The organism is Pseudomonas sp. GW822-FHT02E03 (assembly GCF_058802325.1).
Map to the genome: position 1 here is coordinate 115,577 of NZ_JBXAOA010000013.1, position 20,884 is coordinate 136,460.

At 60.4% G+C, this 20,884-nt stretch carries 16 protein-coding genes and 1 pseudogene; 4 read left to right on the top strand and 13 right to left on the bottom strand.

From position 1 onward, the window contains the following. Nucleotides 1–147: 147 nt before the first annotated feature. The 3 genes from AC1RQB_RS12680 to arcD (AC1RQB_RS12690) form a co-directional block, all read right to left on the bottom strand. Nucleotides 148–1,158 carry an ornithine carbamoyltransferase gene (locus AC1RQB_RS12680; RefSeq protein WP_007903335.1) on the bottom strand — a complete coding sequence of 337 codons (1,011 nt, stop codon included), beginning with the start codon at nt 1,156–1,158 and terminating at the stop codon, nt 148–150. A gap of 69 nt (nt 1,159–1,227) precedes the next feature. Further along, nucleotides 1,228–2,484, bottom strand: a complete 1,257-nt coding sequence (gene arcA / locus AC1RQB_RS12685; protein ID WP_007903338.1) for an arginine deiminase — start codon at nt 2,482–2,484, stop codon at nt 1,228–1,230. A 35-nt stretch (nt 2,485–2,519) separates the two neighbouring features. Then, on the bottom strand, nt 2,520–3,947 hold the full coding sequence (arcD, locus tag AC1RQB_RS12690; protein ID WP_063341307.1) for an arginine-ornithine antiporter: 1,428 nt from the start codon (nt 3,945–3,947) through the stop codon (nt 2,520–2,522). A 446-nt stretch (nt 3,948–4,393) separates the two neighbouring features. Here arcD (AC1RQB_RS12690) and arcD (AC1RQB_RS12695) point away from each other — a divergent pair, with 446 nt between their 5' ends. Both arcD (AC1RQB_RS12695) and AC1RQB_RS12700 read left to right on the top strand, forming a co-directional pair. Continuing rightward, complete coding sequence (gene arcD, locus AC1RQB_RS12695) at nt 4,394–5,821, top strand: arginine-ornithine antiporter (RefSeq protein ID WP_008072935.1); 1,428 nt, start codon at nt 4,394–4,396, stop codon at nt 5,819–5,821. After that, nucleotides 5,818–6,681, top strand: coding sequence for a DNA-3-methyladenine glycosylase family protein (locus AC1RQB_RS12700; RefSeq protein WP_063341306.1), 864 nt, complete (start codon nt 5,818–5,820; stop codon nt 6,679–6,681). Before arcD (AC1RQB_RS12695) ends, AC1RQB_RS12700 begins: the two co-directional genes overlap by 4 nt. A 133-nt stretch (nt 6,682–6,814) precedes the next feature. Here AC1RQB_RS12700 and AC1RQB_RS12705 read toward each other — a convergent pair whose 3' ends face one another. From AC1RQB_RS12705 to gap, 10 genes and pseudogenes are all read right to left on the bottom strand, one after another. Further along, the gene (locus tag AC1RQB_RS12705) at nt 6,815–8,146 is read right to left on the bottom strand and encodes a CoA transferase (protein WP_063341305.1); all 1,332 of its coding nucleotides are present in this window, start codon (nt 8,144–8,146) and stop codon (nt 6,815–6,817) included. A 147-nt stretch (nt 8,147–8,293) separates the two neighbouring features. Then, nucleotides 8,294–9,049 (bottom strand): methyl-accepting chemotaxis protein, encoded by a 756-nt coding sequence (locus tag AC1RQB_RS12710; protein ID WP_404943045.1) that lies wholly within the window; start codon nt 9,047–9,049, stop codon nt 8,294–8,296. A 102-nt stretch (nt 9,050–9,151) separates the two neighbouring features. Continuing rightward, nucleotides 9,152–10,432 (bottom strand): annotated as a pseudogene (locus tag AC1RQB_RS12715) (methyl-accepting chemotaxis protein); the annotation flags it as partial. A 177-nt stretch (nt 10,433–10,609) separates the two neighbouring features. Beyond that, nucleotides 10,610–11,005, bottom strand: coding sequence for a YbaN family protein (locus AC1RQB_RS12720; RefSeq protein ID WP_063341303.1), 396 nt, complete (start codon nt 11,003–11,005; stop codon nt 10,610–10,612). A 164-nt stretch (nt 11,006–11,169) separates the two neighbouring features. After that, nucleotides 11,170–11,778: a biliverdin-producing heme oxygenase gene (locus AC1RQB_RS12725; RefSeq protein WP_063341302.1), complete on the bottom strand. Its 609-nt coding sequence runs from the start codon at nt 11,776–11,778 to the stop codon at nt 11,170–11,172. A 109-nt stretch (nt 11,779–11,887) separates the two neighbouring features. Next, entirely contained in the window at nt 11,888–14,449 is a 2,562-nt protein-coding gene (locus tag AC1RQB_RS12730; protein WP_063341301.1) for a TonB-dependent receptor, read from the bottom strand. Nucleotides 14,450–14,571: 122 nt separating this feature from the next. Further along, on the bottom strand, nt 14,572–15,537 hold the full coding sequence (locus tag AC1RQB_RS12735; protein WP_063341300.1) for a FecR family protein: 966 nt from the start codon (nt 15,535–15,537) through the stop codon (nt 14,572–14,574). A gap of 94 nt (nt 15,538–15,631) precedes the next feature. Next, a complete protein-coding gene (locus AC1RQB_RS12740) occupies nt 15,632–16,150 on the bottom strand; it encodes an RNA polymerase sigma factor (RefSeq protein ID WP_063341299.1) in 519 nt (172 codons plus the stop codon). A gap of 77 nt (nt 16,151–16,227) precedes the next feature. Further along, nucleotides 16,228–16,692: a methylglyoxal synthase gene (locus AC1RQB_RS12745; RefSeq protein ID WP_007903352.1), complete on the bottom strand. Its 465-nt coding sequence runs from the start codon at nt 16,690–16,692 to the stop codon at nt 16,228–16,230. Between the two features lie 55 nt (nt 16,693–16,747). Continuing rightward, nucleotides 16,748–17,749 carry a type I glyceraldehyde-3-phosphate dehydrogenase gene (gene gap / locus AC1RQB_RS12750; RefSeq protein WP_008013978.1) on the bottom strand — a complete coding sequence of 334 codons (1,002 nt, stop codon included), beginning with the start codon at nt 17,747–17,749 and terminating at the stop codon, nt 16,748–16,750. A 219-nt stretch (nt 17,750–17,968) separates the two neighbouring features. Between gap and edd the strand changes: the two genes are divergently transcribed. Continuing rightward, nucleotides 17,969–19,795 (top strand): phosphogluconate dehydratase, encoded by a 1,827-nt coding sequence (gene edd / locus AC1RQB_RS12755; protein WP_063341298.1) that lies wholly within the window; start codon nt 17,969–17,971, stop codon nt 19,793–19,795. Next, a complete protein-coding gene (locus AC1RQB_RS12760) occupies nt 19,792–20,751 on the top strand; it encodes a glucokinase (protein ID WP_063341297.1) in 960 nt (319 codons plus the stop codon). Before edd ends, AC1RQB_RS12760 begins: the two co-directional genes overlap by 4 nt. Nucleotides 20,752–20,884 lie beyond the last annotated feature (133 nt).

Below are 20,884 nucleotides of genomic sequence, written 5' to 3' on the forward strand. Positions count from 1 at the left end.
CCCTCGCTGATCGTTCCCACGGTCCCCGTGGGAATGCCGCCCGGGACGCTCTGCGTCCCATGTGACGCGGAGCGTCACCGGATGCATTCCCACGCAGAGCGTGGGAACGATCAGCGGAGAGCGTAGGAACGATCACCGCGTCAGTCTTTAAATATCCGCCAGCGCCGACACCAGAATCGCCTTGATGGTGTGCATGCGGTTTTCCGCTTGCTCGAAGGCGATGTTGGCCGGCGATTCGAAGACGTCTTCAGTCACTTCAACCCCGTTGGCCAGGTGCGGATAGCGCGCGGCGATGTCCTTGCCGACCTTGGTTTCGCTGTTGTGGAACGCCGGCAGGCAGTGCATGAATTTCACCCGCGGGTTGCCCGAGGCCTTCATCATCTCGGCGTTGACCTGGTACGGCAGCAGTTGCTCGATGCGCTCGTCCCAGGCTTCCACCGGCTCGCCCATCGACACCCAGATGTCGGTGTGGATGAAGTCCACGTCCTTGACCGCTTCCTTTGGGTCTTCGGTGATGGTGATGCGCGCGCCGCTTTCCTCGGCGAAGGCTTTGCACTGATCGATGAAGTCCTGATGTGGCCACAGCGCTTTCGGCGCGGCGATGCGCACGTCCATGCCGAGTTTGGCGCCGATCATCAACAGCGAGTTACCCATGTTGTAGCGGGCATCGCCGAGGTAGGCGTAGCTGATGTCGTGCAGCGGCTTGTCGCTGTGTTCACGCATGGTCAGGGTGTCGGCGATCATTTGCGTCGGGTGGAATTCAGCGGTCAAACCGTTGAACACCGGCACGCCGGCGAACTTGGCCAGTTCTTCGACGATTTCCTGTTCGAAGCCGCGGTACTCGATGGCATCGAACATCCGCCCCAGCACGCGGGCGGTGTCTTTCATGCTTTCCTTGTGGCCGATCTGCGACGACACCGGGTCGATGTAAGTGACGTGGGCGCCCTGGTCATGGGCCGCGACTTCGAAGGCGCAGCGGGTGCGGGTCGAGGTTTTTTCGAAGATCAGCGCGATGTTCTTGCCTTGCAGGTGTGGACGCTCGGTGCCGGTGTACTTGGCGCGCTTGAGGTCACGGGACAGGTCCAGCAGGTAATTGAGCTCGCGAGTGGTGTGGTGCATCAAACTCAGCAGGCTGCGGTTGCGCATGTTGAAAGCCATGATTGGATCTCCTTGGGTATCGGTTATCCCCCGGGCCGCGCTGGATAAGCGGCGGCCAGGGTTTGAAAGTTAATAGTCGATAGGGTCGCGAATGATCGGGCAGGTCATGCAGTGGCCGCCGCCACGCCCGCGACCGAGTTCGCCGGCGGTGATGGTGATGACCTCCACACCGGCCTTGCGCAGCAGGGTGTTGGTGTAGGTGTTGCGGTCATAACCGATCACCACGCCCGGCTCCACGGCCACCACGTTGTTGCCGTCGTCCCATTGCTCACGTTCGGCGGCGAAGGCGTTGCCGCCGGTTTCCACCACGCGCAGCGCTTTGAGGTTGAGGGCCTTGGCCACGGTGTCGAGGAAGCTGGTTTCTTCGCGGCGAACGTCGACGCCGCCCGGTTTGCTTTCGTCGGGGCGCACGCTGAAGGCGACGATCTGGCTCACCACTTCCGGGAAAATGGTCACAAGGTCGCGGTCGCAGAAGCTGAACACGGTGTCCAGGTGCATCGCGGCGCGGGACTTCGGCAGGCCGGCGACGATCACCCGCTCGACGGCTTTGTTCTTGAACAGATTGACCGCCAATTGGCCGATGGCCTGGCGGGACGAACGCTCGCCCATGCCGATCAGCACCACGCCGTTGCCGATCGGCATCACGTCGCCGCCCTCCAGGGTGGCGCTGCCATGGTCCTGATCCGGGTCGCCGTACCAGATCTGGAAGTCGGCGTTGGTGAACTGTGGGTGGAATTTGTAGATGGCGGTGGTCAGCAGGGTTTCCTGACGGCGCGCCGGCCAGTACATTGGGTTGAGCGTCACGCCGCCGTAGATCCAGCAGGTGGTGTCGCGGGTGAACTGGGTGTTGGGCAGCGGCGGCAGAATGAAGCTGGAGTGACCGAGAAACTCGCGGAACATCTGAATGGTCTTGCCGCCGAAGCTGTCCGGCAGGTCATCGGCCGAGACACCGCCAATCAGGAACTCGGCAATCTTGCGCGGCTCCAGGCTGCGCAGCCAGGATGCGGTTTCATTGACCAGACCCAAGCCCACCGAATTGGCGGTGATCTTGCGCTCCAGGATCCAGTCCAGCGCTTCAGGAATCGCAACGATGTCGGTCAACAGGTTGTGCATTTCCAGCACGTCGACGTTGCGCTCGCGCATTTTGGTGACGAAGTCGAAATGGTCACGCTTGGCTTGAGCCACCCACAGCACATCGTCGAAAAGCAGTTCATCGCAGTTGTTCGGGGTCAGCCGCTGGTGGGCCAGGCCGGGGGAGCAAACCATGACTTTACGCAGTTTGCCGGCTTCGGAATGGACGCCGTACTTAACTTTTTCGGTGGTCATTACAGTGATCCTCCAGATGACAAATGGGTCAGGTGTTACAGGGTCAGGAAGCCGTCATACAGCCCGTAAGCCGCCACCAGGGCGCCCACGACTACAGCGGCGAAAATCAGCTTCTCGACGTTGGTGAAAACCGATTTGTTGACTTCAAGCTTGGCTTTGGCGAACAGGATCGCGCCGGGTGCATAGAGCAGGGCGGAGAGCAGCAGGTATTTGACGCCGCCGGCATAGATCAGCCAGACCGCGTAGGTCAACGCGACGGCGCCGATGAACAGGTCTTTCCTGCGCTCGGCCGCAGCGTTTTCATAACTCTCGCCGCGCACCGCCAACAGCAGCGCGTACGCCGCCGACCACAGGTACGGCACCAGAATCATCGACGTGGCGAGGTAGATCAGCGACAGGTAAGTGCTGGCCGAGAACAGCGTGATGATCAGGAACAGCTGGACCATGGCGTTGGTCAGCCACAGCGCATTGACCGGCACATGGTTGGCGTTTTCGCGGCGCAAAAAGGCCGGCATGGTGTGGTCCTTGGCGGCGGCGAACATGATCTCCGCACACAGCAACACCCATGACAGCAGCGCACCGAGCAACGAGATGATCAGGCCGACGCTGATCAGCACCGCGCCCCAATGACCGACCACGTGTTCCAGCACCGCGGCCATGGACGGGTTCTGCAGTTTGGCCAGTTCCGGTTGGGTCATGATGCCCAGCGACAGCACGTTCACCAGCACCAGGAACAGCAGTACGGTGATGAAACCGATGACGGTGGCTTTACCCACGTCGCTGCGTTTTTCCGCACGGGCCGAGAAGATGCTCGCGCCTTCGATGCCGATGAACACCCAGACGGTGACCAGCATCATCTTGCGCACCTGGTTCATCACGCTGCCCAGGTCCGGGTTTTTCAGACCCCAGATGTCGGCGGTGAAGATCTCCAGCTTGAAGGCGAAAATCGCGATCAGGACAAACAGCAGCAGCGGCACGATTTTGGCGACGGTGGTCACCAGGTTGATGAACGCTGCTTCCTTGATTCCGCGCAATACCAGGAAATGCACCCCCCAGAGCAGCAGCGACGCACCGATCACAGCCGCAACGGTATTGCCCTCGCCAAAAACGGGAAAGAAGTAGCCGAGGGTACTGAACAACAGAACGAAGTAACCAACGTTACCCAACCAGGCACTGATCCAGTAACCCCAAGCGGACGAGAAACCCATGTAGTCGCCGAAACCGGCCTTGGCGTAGGCGTAAACACCGCCGTCAAGATCTGGCTTGCGATTGGCCAGGGTCTGGAACACGAAGGCCAGGGTCAACATGCCGACTGCGGTGATTGCCCAACCGATAAGAACGGCGCCGACGTCGGCACTGGCGGCCATATTCTGGGGCAGCGAGAAAATCCCGCCACCGATCATCGAGCCAACCACCAGCGCAACGAGGGCGCCAAGTTTCAGTTTTCCGGGGGATTCAGACATGCATGACTCCAGTGCAGGAGAAAGAGAGAAAACAGATTAATTTCGTTTGCTTTTCAATCATCTGATTTGGATCAATGCATGATCACATTCCATTGTTAATTAATGATTTATGTCGTTTTTATAGGCGTAAGGTTATTGCCGTAAGAGCTCTTTTCCAGAGGCCTCGGCTGACGGTTGGAGGAATAAAGCGCATCGATTGAAGTTTAGACGCTAGTTTGTTTTTATGTTTTGGCAAGTGATGAGTTTTGATTTTGGAGTGATATGGATTTATTCGAACATACAGACAAAACTGCGATTTCCAGTCAGCGCGTTAGCGTGATCAGCTATAAGTAAAAGACAGAGATTGGCGTTAATTGATAAACGTTATTACGCTTTATCTATTTAGTTGAAACCCACAATGTGACGGTCTCGCGGTGATAGTCGCGGCGGGAAATGGAGGCGCAGGAATGCCGCAACCGACGCAAAAGCTTCGCCTGGGTGCGCTGATCGCTTTGGTGGTGGGATCGATGATTGGCGGCGGGATTTTTTCCTTGCCGCAAAACATGGCGGCACGTGCCGATGCCGGGGCGATATTGATTGGTTGGGCGATTACTGCTGTTGGCATGCTGACCCTGGCTTTCGTCTTTCAGACCCTGGCCAATCGCAAGCCGGAACTGGACTCCGGGGTGTATGCCTACGCCAAGGCTGGTTTCGGCGATTACATGGGTTTCTCGTCGGCCTGGGGATACTGGATCAGTGCCTGGCTGGGCAACGTCGGTTATTTCGTCTTGCTGTTCAGCACCCTCGGTTATTTCTTTCCGGCCTTTGGCCAAGGCAACACACCCATCGCCATCGGCTGCGCGTCGGTGCTGCTGTGGGCGGTGCATTTTCTGGTGCTGCGCGGAATCAAGGAAGCGGCGTTCATCAATCAACTGACCACGGTGGCCAAGATCGTGCCGCTGATCATGTTCATCGTCATTGCCGCTGTGGCCTTCAAGGCAGACATCTTCACCCGAGACATCTGGGGTCGCAGCAACCCGAATTTCGGCGGCGTGATGGACCAGGTGCGCAACATGATGCTGGTCACCGTGTTCGTCTTCATCGGCATCGAAGGCGCCAGCGTGTATTCGGCGAGGGCGCAGAAACGTTCGGACGTGGGCCGGGCGACGGTCATCGGTTTTATCGGTGTGCTGGCGCTGCTGGTGCTGGTGAACCTGTTGTCGCTCGGCATCATGAGCCAACCGGAATTGGCCACCTTGCAGAACCCGTCGCTGGCGGCAGTGCTGGAACATATCGTCGGCCCTTGGGGCGCGCTGTTGATCAGCATCGGCCTGGCTATTTCGCTATTGGGAGCGTTGCTGTCCTGGGCGCTGCTGTGCGCCGAAATCCTTTTCGCCACCGCTAAAGACAAGACGATGCCAGCCTTCCTGAAAAAAGAGAACGCCAACCATGTGCCGGTCAACGCACTGTGGCTGACCAACGTGATGATCCAGATTTTTCTGCTGATCACGCTGTTTTCCGCCGGTACTTACACCAGCCTGATCTACCTCGCCTCATCGATGATTCTGGTGCCGTATCTGTGGTCGGCGGCGTATGCGGTGTTGTTGAGCGGGCGAGGGGAAACCTATGAGCATGCTTCGGCCGAGCGCACGAAAGACTTGCTGATCGGTGGCATTGCCCTGTGTTATGCGGTTTGGTTGTTGTATGCCGGTGGCGTGAAATACCTGCTGCTCTCGGCGTTGTTGTATGCCCCGGGGGTGATTTTGTTTGCCCAGGCCAAGCGGGAGCAGGGCAAACCGCTGTTTACGTTGATGGAGAAAGGCATTTTCAGTTGTGTGGTCGCCGGGGCGGGGTTGGCGGCCTATGGGTTGTACAGCGGATTGTTGTCGTTGTGAGGTTGTTGCTGGCGTATCAACCGCCTTATGACTGGTCGGCGATGCTGGATTTTTTGTCGGCGCGGGCGGTGGTCGGAATGGAAACCGTGGCCGATGGGGTGTACTCGCGCAGCATTGCGTTGAACGGTGTTCACGGTGTGATTTCGGTCAGGCCAGGGGCGGGCGATGTGCTGGAAGTGACGCTGGATTTTCCTGATTCAGCGGCAGTACCGGAAATTGTTGCGCGGCTGCGGCGGATGTTTGATCTGGACGCAGATTTGCCAGCCATTCATCGACAACTGGCGGTTGATCCGTTGATGGCACGCTTGATTGCCGCGCGTCCGGGGCTGCGAGTACCCGGGGCTTGGGATGGGCTGGAATTGGCCATTCGTGCGGTGTTGGGACAACAGATTACCGTGGTCGCGGCGATCAGGTTGGCCGGGAAACTGGTGGTGCAATATGGACAGCCATTGCAGTCGCCGATGCCGGGGTTGAGTCATGTATTTCCTGATGCTTGCGCATTGGCAACAGCGAATCTGGCAATGTTGGGAATGCCGAAAAGTCGCGGTCGGACCTTGTCTGGCGTGGCTCAGGCGTTGCTGGATGATCCCCGGTTGTTTGAACCGGAACGGCCAGGTGGTGTGGCGCGGTTGCTGGCGTTGCACGGGATTGGTGACTGGACGGCGCAATACATTGCCTTGCGGCAATTGCGGCAGATGGATGCATTTCCGAGTGGGGATGTGGGGTTGATCAACTCGCTGGCGGCGCTGGAAGGTGGGGCGGTGACGGCTCGGGAGTTGTGGGTGAGGGCCGAGGCTTGGCGGCCCTATCGAGGGTATGCGGCGCAGGTGCTTTGGACATCGCTGAGCCGGCCGGATTGAGCTGAGCTGAGCTGAGATGTGTAGTGATTTTCCGGGCCTCTTCGCGGGCAAGCCCGCTCCCACAGTGACCGAGTTTCCTTGGAGGAATGCATCACATGTGGGAGCGGGCTTGCTCGCGAAGGGGCCCGGAGAGTCACCACCACTGCGCGCGATGGGAACCCAATTCACCGGCCGGCAGCGCCCACTGCAGCGGTGTCCCGGTTATTTTCAGCGGAACCTTCAACCGATGGGCCGGCCCCCAAGGTGTCTGCTCAATCAACAGCCCTTGATCGTTGTCATCCTCCGCCCGCAACGGCTCATCGGTCCCCGCGCCATGTTCAATCAGCAACCTGGCGGTCCGTGCCAACGACAACCTGGCCGACCCACCACGTCCCAATAACGTGATCGCCGCAGCCGCCATCAAATACCCGGTGGCGTGATCAAGCGCCTGCACCGGTAGCGGTGTCGGCTGGTTCGCTTTCTTCCACTGCATCCCCGCGTCGGCAATCCCGCTGCTCATCTGTACCAAACTGTCGAACCCTCGACGGTTCTGCCAGGGGCCGCTCCAACCGTAGGCGTTGAGGCACACATCAATCAGGCCCGGCGCCAGTTTTTGCCGCTCGGCGACGCCGTAACCCAACTTTTCCAGTGCATCGGCGCGGTAGCCGTGGAGCAGGATATCGGCGTCCTTGAGCAGGCATTCGAACGTCATGCGATCAGTCTTGTCGTGCAGGTTCAGGCGCGCACAACGTTTGCCCAAAGTGACTTCCGGCACCACGCCCGGTTCGTTCCAGGTCGGTGGGTCGATGCGCAAAACATCGGCACCGAGGCCTGCGAGAAAACGGCTGGCGATGGGGCCGGCCAACACGCGGGTCAAATCCAGCACCTTGATGCCCGCCAGCGGTTGCGCCACCGAACCCCGCCACGGCTTTGCATTTTCGCCGCTGTCGGCGCTGAACTGAATCAACGGCTCGGCATTCACCGCCACACCTTGGGGATGCGCTTGCCATTGCGCCCAGCTGCGCATTTCGGCCGCACAACCACCGGCATCGACTACGGCCTGTTCCAGATCACTTTTCACCCATTGCGCAACCTTGCTCGCCATCGCGGCGCGGTCGGCACAGGCGCCGAGCACGCTTTCAGCGGCGGCACGATGATGAGGTGCGTTGGTATGCAGGCGGATCCAGCCGTCCTTGGTCGCATAGTCGCCGGCGACCGGATCCCACAACGGTGGAACGCTCCAGCCCACGGGGCGGATCGACGTCGCGAACCAGAACGACGCCAGGCGGCGGTCGACGTCAAGAGTAGGCAAACGGCCGGTGTGTTGTTGCAGCCATTCACTGACAGCCTGACCGGCAGCGGCAATGCTCGCGCAGGCAAGGTCGGTGACGGCAAACGCCGAGGGCAGGGCGCCGCTCGAGGTGAACGGGATGGGTGTGTGGGGCAAGCCGAGTGCGGCTTGAATGGACGTGAGTAAATCAGTCATCTAAGGCCCTCCGGAGCGAGAGCCCGAGCATAGATCAAAATGTCACCTGTAGGCGCGGGGCTTGCCCGCGAAGAACGATAATGCGGTCTGTCTGAAAAACCGCAGCACTCCTTTCGCGGACAGGTCTCGCTCCTACAGGAGCAACAGCTACACCCGGAACTGGTCCATCAATTTCATCTGCTGGGTCGTCAGGGAGTTGAGCTGGCTGCTGATCTGTGCCGATTCGGTGGCCTGGCCGGTGAGGGTTTCGGTGACGGTGCGAATGGCCGAGACATTGCGATTGACCTCTTCGGCCACGGCGCTTTGCTGTTCGGCGGCGCTGGCGATTTGCAGGTTCATGTCGCTGATCACCGTGACTGCGTCACTGATTTTGCTCAACGCCTGGACCGCTTGCTGGATTTGCCCGGCGTTGCTGTGGGCCTGGGTCTGGCTCGAATGCATGGTAGCGACTACGCCGCGGGTGCCGGTCTGGATGCGCTCGATGACGATGCGAATTTCCTCCACCGAATCCTGGGTCCGTTTGGCCAGGTTGCGGACTTCATCGGCCACCACCGCAAAACCGCGACCGCTCTCGCCGGCACGCGCCGCTTCAATTGCCGCGTTGAGCGCCAGCAGGTTGGTCTGCTCGGCGATGCTGCGGATTACTTCCAGTACCGAACCGATCTGCTCGCTGTTGACCGCCAGCGCTTCGACTTCGGTCACGGCCTTGCTGACTTCTTCGGCCAGTTGATTGATGTCACGGGTGCTGCGCTCGATGATCGACATGCCATCGCGAGCCGACTGGTCGGCACCTTTGGCGGCATTGGCCGCGTTCGACGCACTGTTGGCGACGTCGTGAGCGGTGGCGCTCATTTCGTTGGAGGCGGTGGCGACCTGGTCGATTTCGCGGAACTGCACCTGCATGCCTTCGCTGGTCTGACGGGCGATTTCCGAAGACTGATCGGCGGTGCCACGGGCGTCGGTGATGCTTTGCTTGATCTGCGCGATGGTCGGTTGCAGCTTGTCGAGGAAGCGGTTGAACCAGCTGACCAGTTCGCCCAGTTCATCTTTCTTGCTGTAGTGCAGGCGTTGGGTCAGGTCACCGTCGCCGCTGGCAATTGCCTTGAGCATTTCGGCCACGCTGTTGATCGGCCGGGTCACGCCGGACGCGGTGAGCCAGATCAGCAACAGACCGGCCAGACCGGCAGCGACAGCCACCAGCACCGCTTTGATCGTGCCAGTTTGCTGGGCGTCATCGAGCACCGCCTGCAGCTTCACCGAGTCGGCCAACAGCACGTGTTTCGGCAGGTCGATCACCACGCCCCAGGCTTTGGAATCGCTGATCGGACTGACCGGATAAACCGCACGGATCAGGTCGCCCTGTTCGAGGATCTTCGGCATGCCGCCGCTGAGCAGTTGCAGGATGTCCTTGCCGTCTGCGCCCAGGGTCTGGCCGATGCTTTTGCCGACCTTGCTCGCGTCGACACTGTAGCCGGCCAGTACACCGCTGCCAGAGACGATCAGCATGTGCCCGGCGCTGTTGAACAGGTCACGTTGGGAGTCGACCGCGGCGGCTTGCAGGGCGTCGAGTGCGATGTCCACACCGACCACGCCGATGGATTTGCCGTCCACCAGCAGCGGTACGGAAATGGTGGTCATCAGCATTTCTTTGCCGCCGACGGTATCGGCATACGGATCCAGCAGGCAGGTGCGCTTGCTATCGCGAGGGCAGGTGTACCAGCTGTTGTAAGGCGTACCGCTGAGGCTCAGGGTGGTTTTGGTCATGTCGTCTTCGACCATGATCGTGTTGATCCCGGCGCCGCCGGCACGGCTCCAGTAACTGGCGAAACGACCGGCTTCGTTGGACTGGCGAGCCGCATCATTGGCGAACTCACTGTCCTTGCCATCAAGCCCGTTGGGCTCGAACGCCAGCCAGATCCCCAGCACCTTGCTGTTGCGCTCGAAGGCGGTTTTCAGGCTCTGGTTCAACTCTTCGCGCACGGCACCGGCCTCAAGGGAGCGTTTGCTGGCCATGGCCCGCATGTCCTTGATCTGATCGGCCAGGGCAGTCGCCACCAGCAGGCTTTCGCCAAATGTCTTCTGCACCCGCACCGCTTGCTCGGCGGCCTTGGCCTGGAGCAGGTTCTGCACGCTGGTAGTGAGCATCTTGCTGCTGGAGGCGCTGACCAGTTCATCGTTCTGATTGGTCTGGTAGATGTTCATGCCGACGATCAAAACGACCACGCCAAGCAGGCACAGACCGGACAGCAAGACGATTTTCAGGCGGATGGACAGAGAGTCGAACATAGGGCGATCTCGTGAATGGATGAGCTGTTGGCTGTGAGCCGAAGTCGACCCGAGTCGCCAAATCCATTCAGCGCCATTCAATGCGCATCGGCGTGGGCGGAGGTTGTATGAATGCAAGCCGACGAACGGCAGCAGGTAAACGTTTGCGCAGGAAAATGCCCTGAAAAGAACAAGAATTCAGGAGATTTTCGGCAACGATTCCGGTCGCGACCACAACCACAGATTGCCCAGACTCATGCCTGCAATTGCCAGGTAAATTGGCCAGCCGTGATCAAGCATCACCAGCATCAACCCCGCGCACAGCAGCATGCTGACAGTGGCACTAACCTTGGCTCGACGAGCGATGATTTTGCCGTTGCGCCAGTTGCACAGGATCGGCCCGAACAGCCGATGGTTTTCCAGCCAGGCACTCAGGCGTGGCGAACTCTTGGTGGCGGCCCAGGCGGCCAGCAGGATGAACTCGGTGGTCGGCAGGCCGGGGATGACGATGGCGATCAGGCCTATGCCCAGGCTGAGGTAGGCCAGTAGACCGAAAAGCAGTCGGGTGAGTTTTGAGGTGGTTGGGTGAGGCATCGGGCTCAAGGGTATGCTTCGAAGGCAAGATCGAATTCTTGCAGGCTTACTCAGTCCCTGTGGGAGCGGGCTTGCCTGCGATTGCGGTGTATCAGTCGACATGGATGTTGCCTGACCTACCGTCATCGCGGGCAAGCCCGCTCCCACAGGATATCGGTCTGGTTTCAGGCAGGTTCGGCTGTGGTCGAGTAGGCCTGTTCCAGCAATACGGTAAAGCGGTTGAACGCATCGATGGCGCCTTTCTCCACTTCGGCTTCTTCTTGAACGTTGAATTCCAGTGCGTCGAGAGTCCTGACGAAGCTTTTCCAGCCCTCAGCGCGGCCACCGGCCGGTTCGGCGAGATGACGAGCGCCAAAGGTTTCGCTCAACCCCAGACCCACCGCACGCTTGATCAGGAAAGCCGCACCGAGCTTCGAGCCTTCGGACACGAAGAGCCAGCCCAGGGCCTGGGCTTTTGTCGGATTATTCACGGCACCGGCAACCGGCTCCGGCACGTCGGTCTCCAGATCTGCCAGGTCAGCCTTGGCCGCTTCAGCACGGCAACGAGTCGGCAAGTCCGCAACGATGGCCGTCAGTTGTGCATCGTTGTACAGCGACACCAGTTCTGACTGGAACAAGTACTGCGCGACTACGAAACGCGCGAAGTTGGCCTGGGTTTCGAACGGTGCGTGGGCTTTGACCAACGCATCGAGTTTGCTGTGTGGCTCGTTCGTGATCTGGTTCAAACGTTGCGAACGCAAAGCAGGGCGTTGAGCAGTGTCCTGGGAAGTCATGAGAAGTCCTTGAGAAAAAGAGGCGCTTGGTAACGAGACGAACGGGACGGCGCCGGACAGTAAAAAAATCCCCGCGCTCCTGTGAAAAGAACACGGGGAGGGCACTGGGTCAGATGTCCCAGACCAGATTGACCGCGAAGTTGCGACCCGGTTGGGTCAGGCGATCAAGGTTGGCCGGTTGCGTCACCGAAGCTTCGCCGACGCTGTCGTAACCGCGCACGTCATCCCACTGCCAGTACTTCTTGTCGGTGAGGTTGTACAGGCCAGCGTTGAGGGTCAGATCGTCGGTCACCTTGTAGAAACCCGCCAGGTCGAGCACGCCATAGCCGGGGGTTTTGAACTGGGTGCTGGTGCCGTCCGGAGTGTTGAAGCTGGTGCTGTCGACCCGGGTCTTGCGTTTGACCAGGGTCCAGCTCAACAGGCCACCGTAGTTGTCCTGGTCATAACCCAGACCGAACACACCGGTCAGCGGGTTGATGCTGTTAAGCGGCTGGCCGCTGTCATCGTTGCGACCGTGCAGGTAGGCCACCGAGCCTTGGGTATAGAGGCCGGTCGGCGCGCCGAAGCTGTCCAGGTTCAGACGACCCTTGAGCTCCAGACCCTTGATGGTAGCGTGCTTGATGTTGTTGCTCTGGAACGTGGTTTCGGTGTAACCGGGGGTGATGGCGTTTTCGTCGATGAAGTCGCGGTATTTGTTGTAGAACACCGCCACATCGAAGGTGCCCGCCTCGAACTGGCCACGCAGGCCGGTTTCATAGCTCTTGCTCTTTTCCGGTTTCAGGTCGGGATTGGGCTCGACCTGATAGCCGCCAGACAGGTTTTCGAAGCGACCATACAAGGCTTTGGCGGTCGGCGTACGGAAGCCTTCGGCGTACTGGCCATACCAGGTGTAGTGGTCGTTGAAGCTGTAGGTGGTGCCGAATTTGGGTGACAGCCGATGCCAGGTCTTGGTGTCGTCGCTGACCACGCCGTTACCGCTCTGGTCGGCGGTGACCAGGAACTCATCGGTGATGTGCGGCTTGAGCTGGGTGTAGTCGTAGCGTGCGCCGGGCAGGAAGGTCCAGTTGTTCCAGCTGATCTCATCCTGGGCGAACAGGCTGTAGGTGTTGATGGTCGGATCCGGGAAATCGCTGGCCGGTTTCAGGGTGTCGGTGGCGCTGGCGGCACCGATGGTGCGGCAGCTGCCGGCCACGGTCAGGCAAGTGCCGCTGCCGGTACGCAGGCCGGTGACTTTGCTCTGTTTGAGGGTGGTGCCATAGGTAACTCGGTGGTCGGTGTCGGCGATGGCGAACGACTTGTCGGCCTGGGCATCGAACACCCATTGGCGATCCTTGTAGGTGGTTTCGCGGGTGCGCAGCACTGTGCGCGACGGCGCGTAGATTTCTTCGGTGCTCTGGTCGGTCTTGGCGATCTGGTAGTTCAGCGTCCACTTGATGTGATCGGCCAAGGCGCTGTCCAGGCCGAAGCTGTGCTCCAGGCCGAACCGCTCACGGGTGATGGTGTCGTTGCCGGTACGCGATTTATAGAAACCGAAACCGCGTCCCGCGTTGAACGGGCCGCCCACCGCGCTCAGCTGGTTGGTGTCGCGGTCATCCTTGTAGTGCTCGTAAGTCAGCCCGAAGCGCGAGTCGTCGGCGTAGTTCCAGCCCAGTTTGGCCAGCACGTTGGTGGTGCGCACGTCCTCGGGGTTGGCCCTGGAGCGGTTCAGGCCGGTGCCGCCGGTTTCGCCATAGGACTCTGTTTCATGGCCATTGCGCTGGCTCAGGTGCAGCAGGCCGTCGAACTCGCCGGTGCGGCCGGCCGCGGTGCCGGAGGTCAGCCAACTGTCATCGGCCGAACTGTAGCCAGTCTTCAGGCGCGCGCCGACGTCCTTGCCGGGTTTGATGATGTCGTCCGGGTCCAGGGTGTAGTAACTGACCGCGCCGCCGATGGCGCTGCTGCCGTATAGCACCGAAGCCGGGCCGCGGAGGATTTCCACACGCTTGACGATTTCCGGGTCGACATAGTTGCGGTTGGTCTGGGCATATGGGCCGTTGAAGAAACCGTCGGGCACTTGCACCCCATCGACCTGAGTCAACACGCGGTCACCGTCGATACCGCGGATGTTGTAGCCGGTGAGGCCGCTGCGCTGACCGGCACCCCCTACCGAAACGCCGGGCTCGTAACGCACCAGATCCTTGATGCTATTGACGTTGTTGCGGTCCAGCTCTTCGCGGGTATGGACGGTGACGGTGCTCGGCACGCTGGCCACGTCCTGTTCCTGCCGGGTGGCGCTGATGGTCACCTGTTGCAGATTGAGGGCGCCGCTGTTGCTGCGTTTTTCCAGCACGATGTTGTTATTGCCCAGTTTGCGATAGCTCAGGTTGGTCCCCACCAACAGGCGATCCAGGGCTTTTTCCGGCGGCAACGAACCCCGCACCCCCGGCGAGGCCACGCCTTCAGCCAGCTCGGCCGGCAAGCCGACTTGCCATCCGGTGACGGCGGTAAACGCATTGAGCGCCGACACCAGTGGCTGCTGGGCAATCGCGAACGAATAGTCGCCCATGTTGCGGCTCGGTTGCTCGGCGGTGGCGGCCATGAGCGGTGCGCTGCCGGCCATCAGGATGGCGGCGGTCAGCAGGGACAATACGCGTGAAGGTGAAGAGGACTGGCGGGTAAGGCGAGAGGACATCGATAGCGCTCCGTGTCGCACGAATCTTTATAGGTGCTGATCGGCATCGCGAGATGCGAATCAATTGCATTGGCTATAACGAGACGAACGAGCTTCGGCTATCGAGTAAAAATAATTCTCATTTAGTTCAAGATCACCAGCGCAGGGAATTCCTGGAGTCGTGCCGAGGTGATGTGCGCGAGGGAACGGACCACGTCCAGTGGCTGGTCAAGCCGGTAATTACCGGTGACGGCAACATCGGCCAACTGCTCGTTGGTGTTGATGATCCAGCCCGGATAGTAGCGCCGCAGTTCCGCCAGCACCTGGCTCAGCGGGCAGTTCTCGAACACCAGTCGGCCCTGGACCCAAGCCAGATCGGTGGCCGCATCGAGCCTGGCCGGACGGTCGAAACCGTTGGGGCCGATGCGGATACTTTCGCCGGCAGAGAGTCGCACGCGCGCGTCGTTACGCGTGGCGCGCAAATCGACATCGCCACGCTGCACCCGAACCTGGGCCACGCCGTCCAGATAGCGCACGGCAAACGCGGTATCGCGCACGCTGGCCTTGACCGGCCCGGCGTCGATCTCCAGCGGCTCAGCGCGATTGGCCGGCACTTCGAAAAACGCCTCGCCCTGATACAAACGGGCCACGCGCTGCTGATCGTTGATGGTGCTGGAAAACGCCGAATTGGTGTTCAGCAGGACTTTCGAGCCGTCCTCCAGTTGCAGGCGCTGGCGTTCACCGATCACGGTCAGATGATCTGCCTGAAGGCGCATCGGCAGATTGCTGAAACTGAACAACCCGAGAATCAGCACTGCTGCCGTGGCCAGCGGTCTCCAGTGCGGACGAAGACGCGACAGGACGGTCACTTTCGGCGGCTGGGCGGCCAGGTTTTGCGCGCATTGCGTAACCTGCGGGCCGTCCCAGATCGCCTGCGCCTTGGCAAACGCCTCGGCATGCAACGGGTCGGCGTCGAGCCAGTCATGGAATTGTCGGGTCTGTTCTTCGCTCGGACTGCCCAACACGATGAGCCAGTCCAGCGCCTGGTCCATTGCGCTGGCGGAGTCCCGCGCCGGGGAGGGCGGAGGGGAGCGATGGGTGTCCGTCACGGTGTTTCCTCGGCAGTGTCTGTGCACGGCTGTTTTTTAGTGAAGCTCGAAGTGGGGCAAGAGTAGCAAAGCCTGCGCGTGAAAATCTGCCGCCTCAGTCGCCGTTTAGCCGCTGTGCGATACCGATGCAGATCGCCATGATCAGCTTCAGCTCCTTTTGCACGGTGCTCAACGACACGCCAAGCTTCTCGGCAATTTCCAGATAACTGTGCCCGTGCAGGCGACTGAGGATGAAAATCTGCTGCTGACGAGGGCTGAGTTCACTGAGGCTCACGTTCAAGCGTTCGAGCAACTGTTCGGCATGAGCGGCATCTTCGGCGCTACTGACGGGTGAGGCGACGCTTTGCACCACGTCCAGCGGCACGTCGTCGAGCATCGTGCGGGACTGGATGCGTCGCGCGCGCAAATGGTCCAGCGCCAGGTTGCGGGCGGTCTGGAATACGAAGGGTTCAAGGTGATCGATGGCCCGCTCGCTGAGCGCTCGGGTGACGCGCAGGTAGGTTTCCTGCAAGAGGTCTTCGGCGGTGCTGTGATTGTTGACCATCCGCTCCAGCGTGCGCAGCAGCGAAACGCGCTGGGCGATGAAGATGTGATTGAAGCGCGATTGACTCACGGGAGAACCTGATCCATTTCGAGCAAATGATAATGCTTATCATCCGCTCGAATGGTCAAGTGCTGATTTGTGACGCTTTACCCACGCCCCAGCAGATAGGTTGCGTAATCCGGGATGCGGTGTTCGTGAGCCTGATCCATCAACGGACTACTGAGCAGGTAATCGGCGCTGCACTCGTTGCAGGCCACCGGGATGTTCCACACCGCCGCGACTCGCAGCAGCGCCTTGATATCCGGGTCGTGGGGTTGCGGTTCGAACGGGTCCCAGAAGAACACCAGCATGTCGACCCGCTGCTCGGCGATTCGCGCGCCGAGTTGCTGGTCGCCGCCCAGCGGACCGCTGATCATGCTTTCCACCGGCAGGTCGAGGCGTTGTTGCAACAACAACCCCGTCGTGCCGGTGGCGACCAGTTCATGCTGTGCGAGCTTGTCTTTCTGCCGCTCGGCCCAATCCAGCAAAAATACTTTGCAGTGATCGTGGGCAACCAGGGCGATACGCTTGCGCGCCGCCAAGGTTTTTTGCGTAAAGCTGATACCGATCATCGCTTGCTTCTCCCAGGCGTAATGCGCCGCGTAGGGGCTGCGTCGACACAGCTGTTTATTCAGCGTTGCAGAGCGCCAGGCAGTTATCGAGCATGCGGTTGGAGAAGCCCCACTCGTTGTCGTACCAGGCCAGCACTTTGAGCAGCTTGCCGCTGGACTTGGTGTGGTTGGCGTCGAAAATCGACGACAGCGGGTTGTGGTTGAAGTCGCTGGAAACCAGCGGCAGGGTGTTGTAGCCGAGAATTTTCGAGTGCTGGCTGGCTTGTTTGAGCATCGCGTTGACTTCATCGGCCGACGCTTCACGCTTGAGCTGCACGGTCAGGTCCACCAGCGACACGTTGATCACCGGAACACGCACCGCCATGCCGGTCAGTTTGCCCGCCAGTTCCGGCAGCACCAGGCCGACCGCTTCAGCGGCGCCGGTCTTGCTCGGGATCATGTTCTGGGTGGCGGAACGGGCGCGGTACGGGTCGGTGTGATAGACGTCGGTCAGGTTCTGGTCGTTGGTGTAGGCATGGATGGTGGTCATCAGACCGCTTTCGATGCCCAGCTCGCGGTGCAGCACCTGGGCCACCGGGGCCAGGCAGTTGGTGGTGCACGAGGCGTTGGAAATGATCTGGTGCGATTGGCGCAGAATGTCGTGGTTAACCCCATAAACCACGGTGGCGTCGGCGCCTTTGGCCGGGGCCGAGATAATCACTTTGCGCGCGCCGGCCGTAATATGCGCGGCGGCTTTGGCACGGTCGGTGAACAGACCGGTGCATTCGAACACGACGTCGACCTTTTCCGCGGCCCAAGGCAGTTCGGCCGGGTTGCGAATGGCGCTGACCGAAATACGGTCGCCGTTGACGGTCAGGCTTTCCTGATCGTGCTGGACATCGGCATCGAATGTGCCGTGAACGGTGTCGTACTTGAGCAGATGAGCATTCATCGAGCTGTCGCCCAGGTCGTTGATCGCTACGATCTGCAGATCCTGACGATAGCCTTGGGTATACAGTGCGCGCAGGACATTACGGCCAATACGGCCAAAACCATTGATTGCAATTCGAAGAGTCATTTACAGCGCCGCCGTCGTTTTGTTGTTGGAATTACAAGATTATTCGCAAAAAAATAGAAAACAAGCCTTTTTAGTGGCAATATTTTGTTTTATCTACAACGAGTGACCTGAATCAACTGGTCCGAATGATCAAGAAAACCGTCTGTCACCCCGATCACAGCGGTACTTGGTCAGCATAGACAATCAGGTCGCCACATCCGTTAGCCTGGAGTTCTACACATGCATCCCCGCGTCCTTGAGGTCACCGAACGGCTTATCGCCCGCAGCCGCACCACGCGTGAGGCTTACCTTGCATTGATCCGCGGCGCCGCCAGCGACGGCCCGATGCGCGGCAAGCTGCAATGCGCCAACTTCGCCCATGGCGTAGCCGGGTGTGGCAGCGACGACAAGCACAGCCTGCGGATGATGAACTCCGCGAACATCGCGATTGTTTCGTCATATAACGACATGCTCTCGGCGCACCAGCCGTACGAAGTCTTCCCGGAACAGATCAAAAAAGCCCTGCGCGAAATCGGCTCCGTCGGCCAGTTCGCCGGTGGCACCCCCGCGATGTGCGATGGCGTGACCCAAGGCGAGCCGGGCATGGAACTGAGCCTGCCGAGCCGCGAAGTGATCGCGTTGTCCACTGCTGTGGCGCTGTCCCACAACATGTTCGACGGCGCGTTGATGCTCGGCATCTGCGACAAGATCGTGCCGGGCCTGATGATGGGCGCGCTGCGGTTCGGTCATCTGCCAACGATCTTCGTGCCGGGCGGGCCGATGGTGTCGGGCATCTCCAACAAGCAGAAAGCCGATGTGCGTCAGCGCTACGCCGAAGGCAAGGCGACGCGCGAAGAGCTGCTGGAATCGGAGATGAAGTCCTACCACAGCCCTGGCACCTGCACCTTCTACGGCACCGCCAACACCAACCAGTTGCTGATGGAAGTCATGGGCCTGCACTTGCCGGGCGCCTCTTTCGTCAACCCGAACACCCCGTTGCGCGATGCCCTGACCCGCGAAGCGGCGCACCAGGTCACCCGCTTGACCAAGCAGAGCGGCGACTTCATGCCGATCGGCGAAATCGTCGACGAGTGTTCGCTGGTCAACTCCATCGTGGCCCTGCACGCCACCGGCGGCTCGACCAACCACACCCTGCACATGCCGGCTATCGCGATGGCCGCGGGCATTCAGTTGACCTGGCAGGACATGGCCGACCTCTCCGAGGTGGTGCCGACCCTGAGCCACGTGTACCCGAACGGCAAAGCCGACATCAACCACTTCCAGGCGGCGGGCGGCATGTCGTTCCTGATCCGCGAACTGCTGGAAGCCGGCTTGCTTCACGAAAACGTCAACACGGTGCTGGGCCACGGCCTGAGCCGCTACACCATGGAACCGTTCCTCGAAAACGGCGAGCTGGTCTGGCGCGAAGGCCCGATCGAAAGCCTCGACGAAACCATCCTGCGTCCGGTCGCTCGCGCATTCTCGCCAGAGGGGGGCTTGCGCGTAATGGAAGGCAACCTCGGCCGTGGCGTAATGAAGGTCTCGGCGGTCGCTTTGGAAAACCAGGTCGTCGAAGCACCGGCCATGGTGTTCCAGGATCAGCAGGACCTGGCCGATGCATTCAAGGCCGGTTTGCTCGAGAAGGATTTTGTCGCGGTGATGCGCTTCCAGGGGCCGCGTTCCAATGGCATGCCGGAGCTGCACAAGATGACGCCGTTCCTCGGCGTGTTGCAGGATCGCGGCTTCAAAGTCGCGTTGGTGACTGACGGGCGTATGTCCGGCGCCTCGGGGAAAATCCCGGCGGCGATTCACGTCAGCCCCGAAGCTTATGTGGGCGGCGCTTTGGCGCGGGTGCAAGAGGGCGATATCATCCGCGTCGATGGCGTCAAAGGCACCCTGGAGCTTAAGGTGGACGCCGAAGAATTCGCAGCGCGCGAACCTGCCAAGGGTCTGTTGGGCAACAACATTGGCAGCGGTCGCGAACTGTTTGGTTTCATGCGCATGGCCTTCAGCTCCGCAGAGCAAGGCGCCAGCGCCTTTACTTCTGCCCTGGAGACGCTTAATTGAAACTGGCTCTGGTCGGTGACATCGGTGGCACCAACGCACGTTTCGCGTTGTGGAAAAACCAGCAGCTGGAATCGGTCCAGGTGCTGGCGACGGCAGACCACGCCAGCCCGGAGGAGGCCATTGCGCTCTACCTGAGCGGCCTCGGTCTGGCGCCGGGTTCGATCGGTTCGGTGTGCCTGTCGGTGGCGGGTCCGGTGAGTGGCGATGAATTCAAATTCACCAACAATCACTGGCGACTCAGTCGCCAGGGGTTCTGCAAGACCTTGCAGGTGGATCAACTGCTGCTGGTCAACGATTTCTCGGCGATGGCGCTGGGCATGACCCGCTTGCAACCGGGTGAATTTCGGGTGGTCTGCGAAGGCACGCCGGAACCGTTGCGGCCGGCGGTGGTGATCGGTCCTGGCACTGGCCTGGGCGTGGGCACCTTGCTCGATCTGGGCGAGGGCCGTTTTGCCCCGCTGCCGGGGGAGGGCGGTCACGTCGACCTGCCACTGAGCAGCCCGCGAGAAACCCAACTGTGGCAACACATATTCAATGAGATCGGCCATGTCAGCGCTGAAACGGCATTGAGTGGCAGTGGTTTGCCGCGGGTCTACCGGGCGATCTGCGCGGTGGACGGTCACACGCCTGTGCTCGACACGCCTGAGGCGATCACAAAGGCCGGGCTGGCGGGCGATCCGATTGCCCTGGAAGTGCTCGAGCAGTTCTGCTGCTGGCTCGGTCGCGTGGCTGGCAACAATGTGCTGACCACCGGTGCACGGGGTGGTGTGTACATCGTCGGCGGGGTGATTCCACGGTTTGCCGATTTCTTCATCGAAAGCGGTTTCGCCCGCTGTTTTGCCGACAAGGGTTGCATGAGCGATTACTTCAAAGGCATTCCGGTGTGGCTGGTGACGGCGCCGTATTCCGGCCTTGTTGGTGCGGGTGTGGCGCTGGAGCAATCCATTCCAGCCTGAAATGCAATCAAATGTGGGAGCGGGCTTGCTCGCGAAAGCGGTCTATCAGTCAACCAAGATGTTGAATGTGATGGCCCCTTCGCGAGCAAGCCCGCTCCCACAGTAGTTCTGCAGTGTTTGTAGATTCGGTGCT

What these genes read in the sequence shown, in the direction of transcription:
- AC1RQB_RS12680 (WP_007903335.1), bottom strand. Translation starts at nt 1,158, where the DNA reads ATGGCTTTCAACATGCGCAACCGCAGCCTGCTGAGTTTGATGCACCAC.
- arcA (WP_007903338.1), bottom strand. Translation starts at nt 2,484, where the DNA reads ATGACCACCGAAAAAGTTAAGTACGGCGTCCATTCCGAAGCCGGCAAA.
- arcD (WP_063341307.1), bottom strand. Translation starts at nt 3,947, where the DNA reads ATGTCTGAATCCCCCGGAAAACTGAAACTTGGCGCCCTCGTTGCGCTG.
- arcD (WP_008072935.1), top strand. Translation starts at nt 4,394, where the DNA reads ATGCCGCAACCGACGCAAAAGCTTCGCCTGGGTGCGCTGATCGCTTTG.
- AC1RQB_RS12705 (WP_063341305.1), bottom strand. Translation starts at nt 8,146, where the DNA reads ATGACTGATTTACTCACGTCCATTCAAGCCGCACTCGGCTTGCCCCAC.
- AC1RQB_RS12710 (WP_404943045.1), bottom strand. Translation starts at nt 9,049, where the DNA reads ATGCAGGTGCAGTTCCGCGAAATCGACCAGGTCGCCACCGCCTCCAAC.
- AC1RQB_RS12720 (WP_063341303.1), bottom strand. Translation starts at nt 11,005, where the DNA reads ATGCCTCACCCAACCACCTCAAAACTCACCCGACTGCTTTTCGGTCTA.
- AC1RQB_RS12725 (WP_063341302.1), bottom strand. Translation starts at nt 11,778, where the DNA reads ATGACTTCCCAGGACACTGCTCAACGCCCTGCTTTGCGTTCGCAACGT.
- AC1RQB_RS12730 (WP_063341301.1), bottom strand. Translation starts at nt 14,449, where the DNA reads ATGTCCTCTCGCCTTACCCGCCAGTCCTCTTCACCTTCACGCGTATTG.
- AC1RQB_RS12745 (WP_007903352.1), bottom strand. Translation starts at nt 16,692, where the DNA reads ATGATCGGTATCAGCTTTACGCAAAAAACCTTGGCGGCGCGCAAGCGT.
- gap (WP_008013978.1), bottom strand. Translation starts at nt 17,749, where the DNA reads ATGACTCTTCGAATTGCAATCAATGGTTTTGGCCGTATTGGCCGTAAT.
- edd (WP_063341298.1), top strand. Translation starts at nt 17,969, where the DNA reads ATGCATCCCCGCGTCCTTGAGGTCACCGAACGGCTTATCGCCCGCAGC.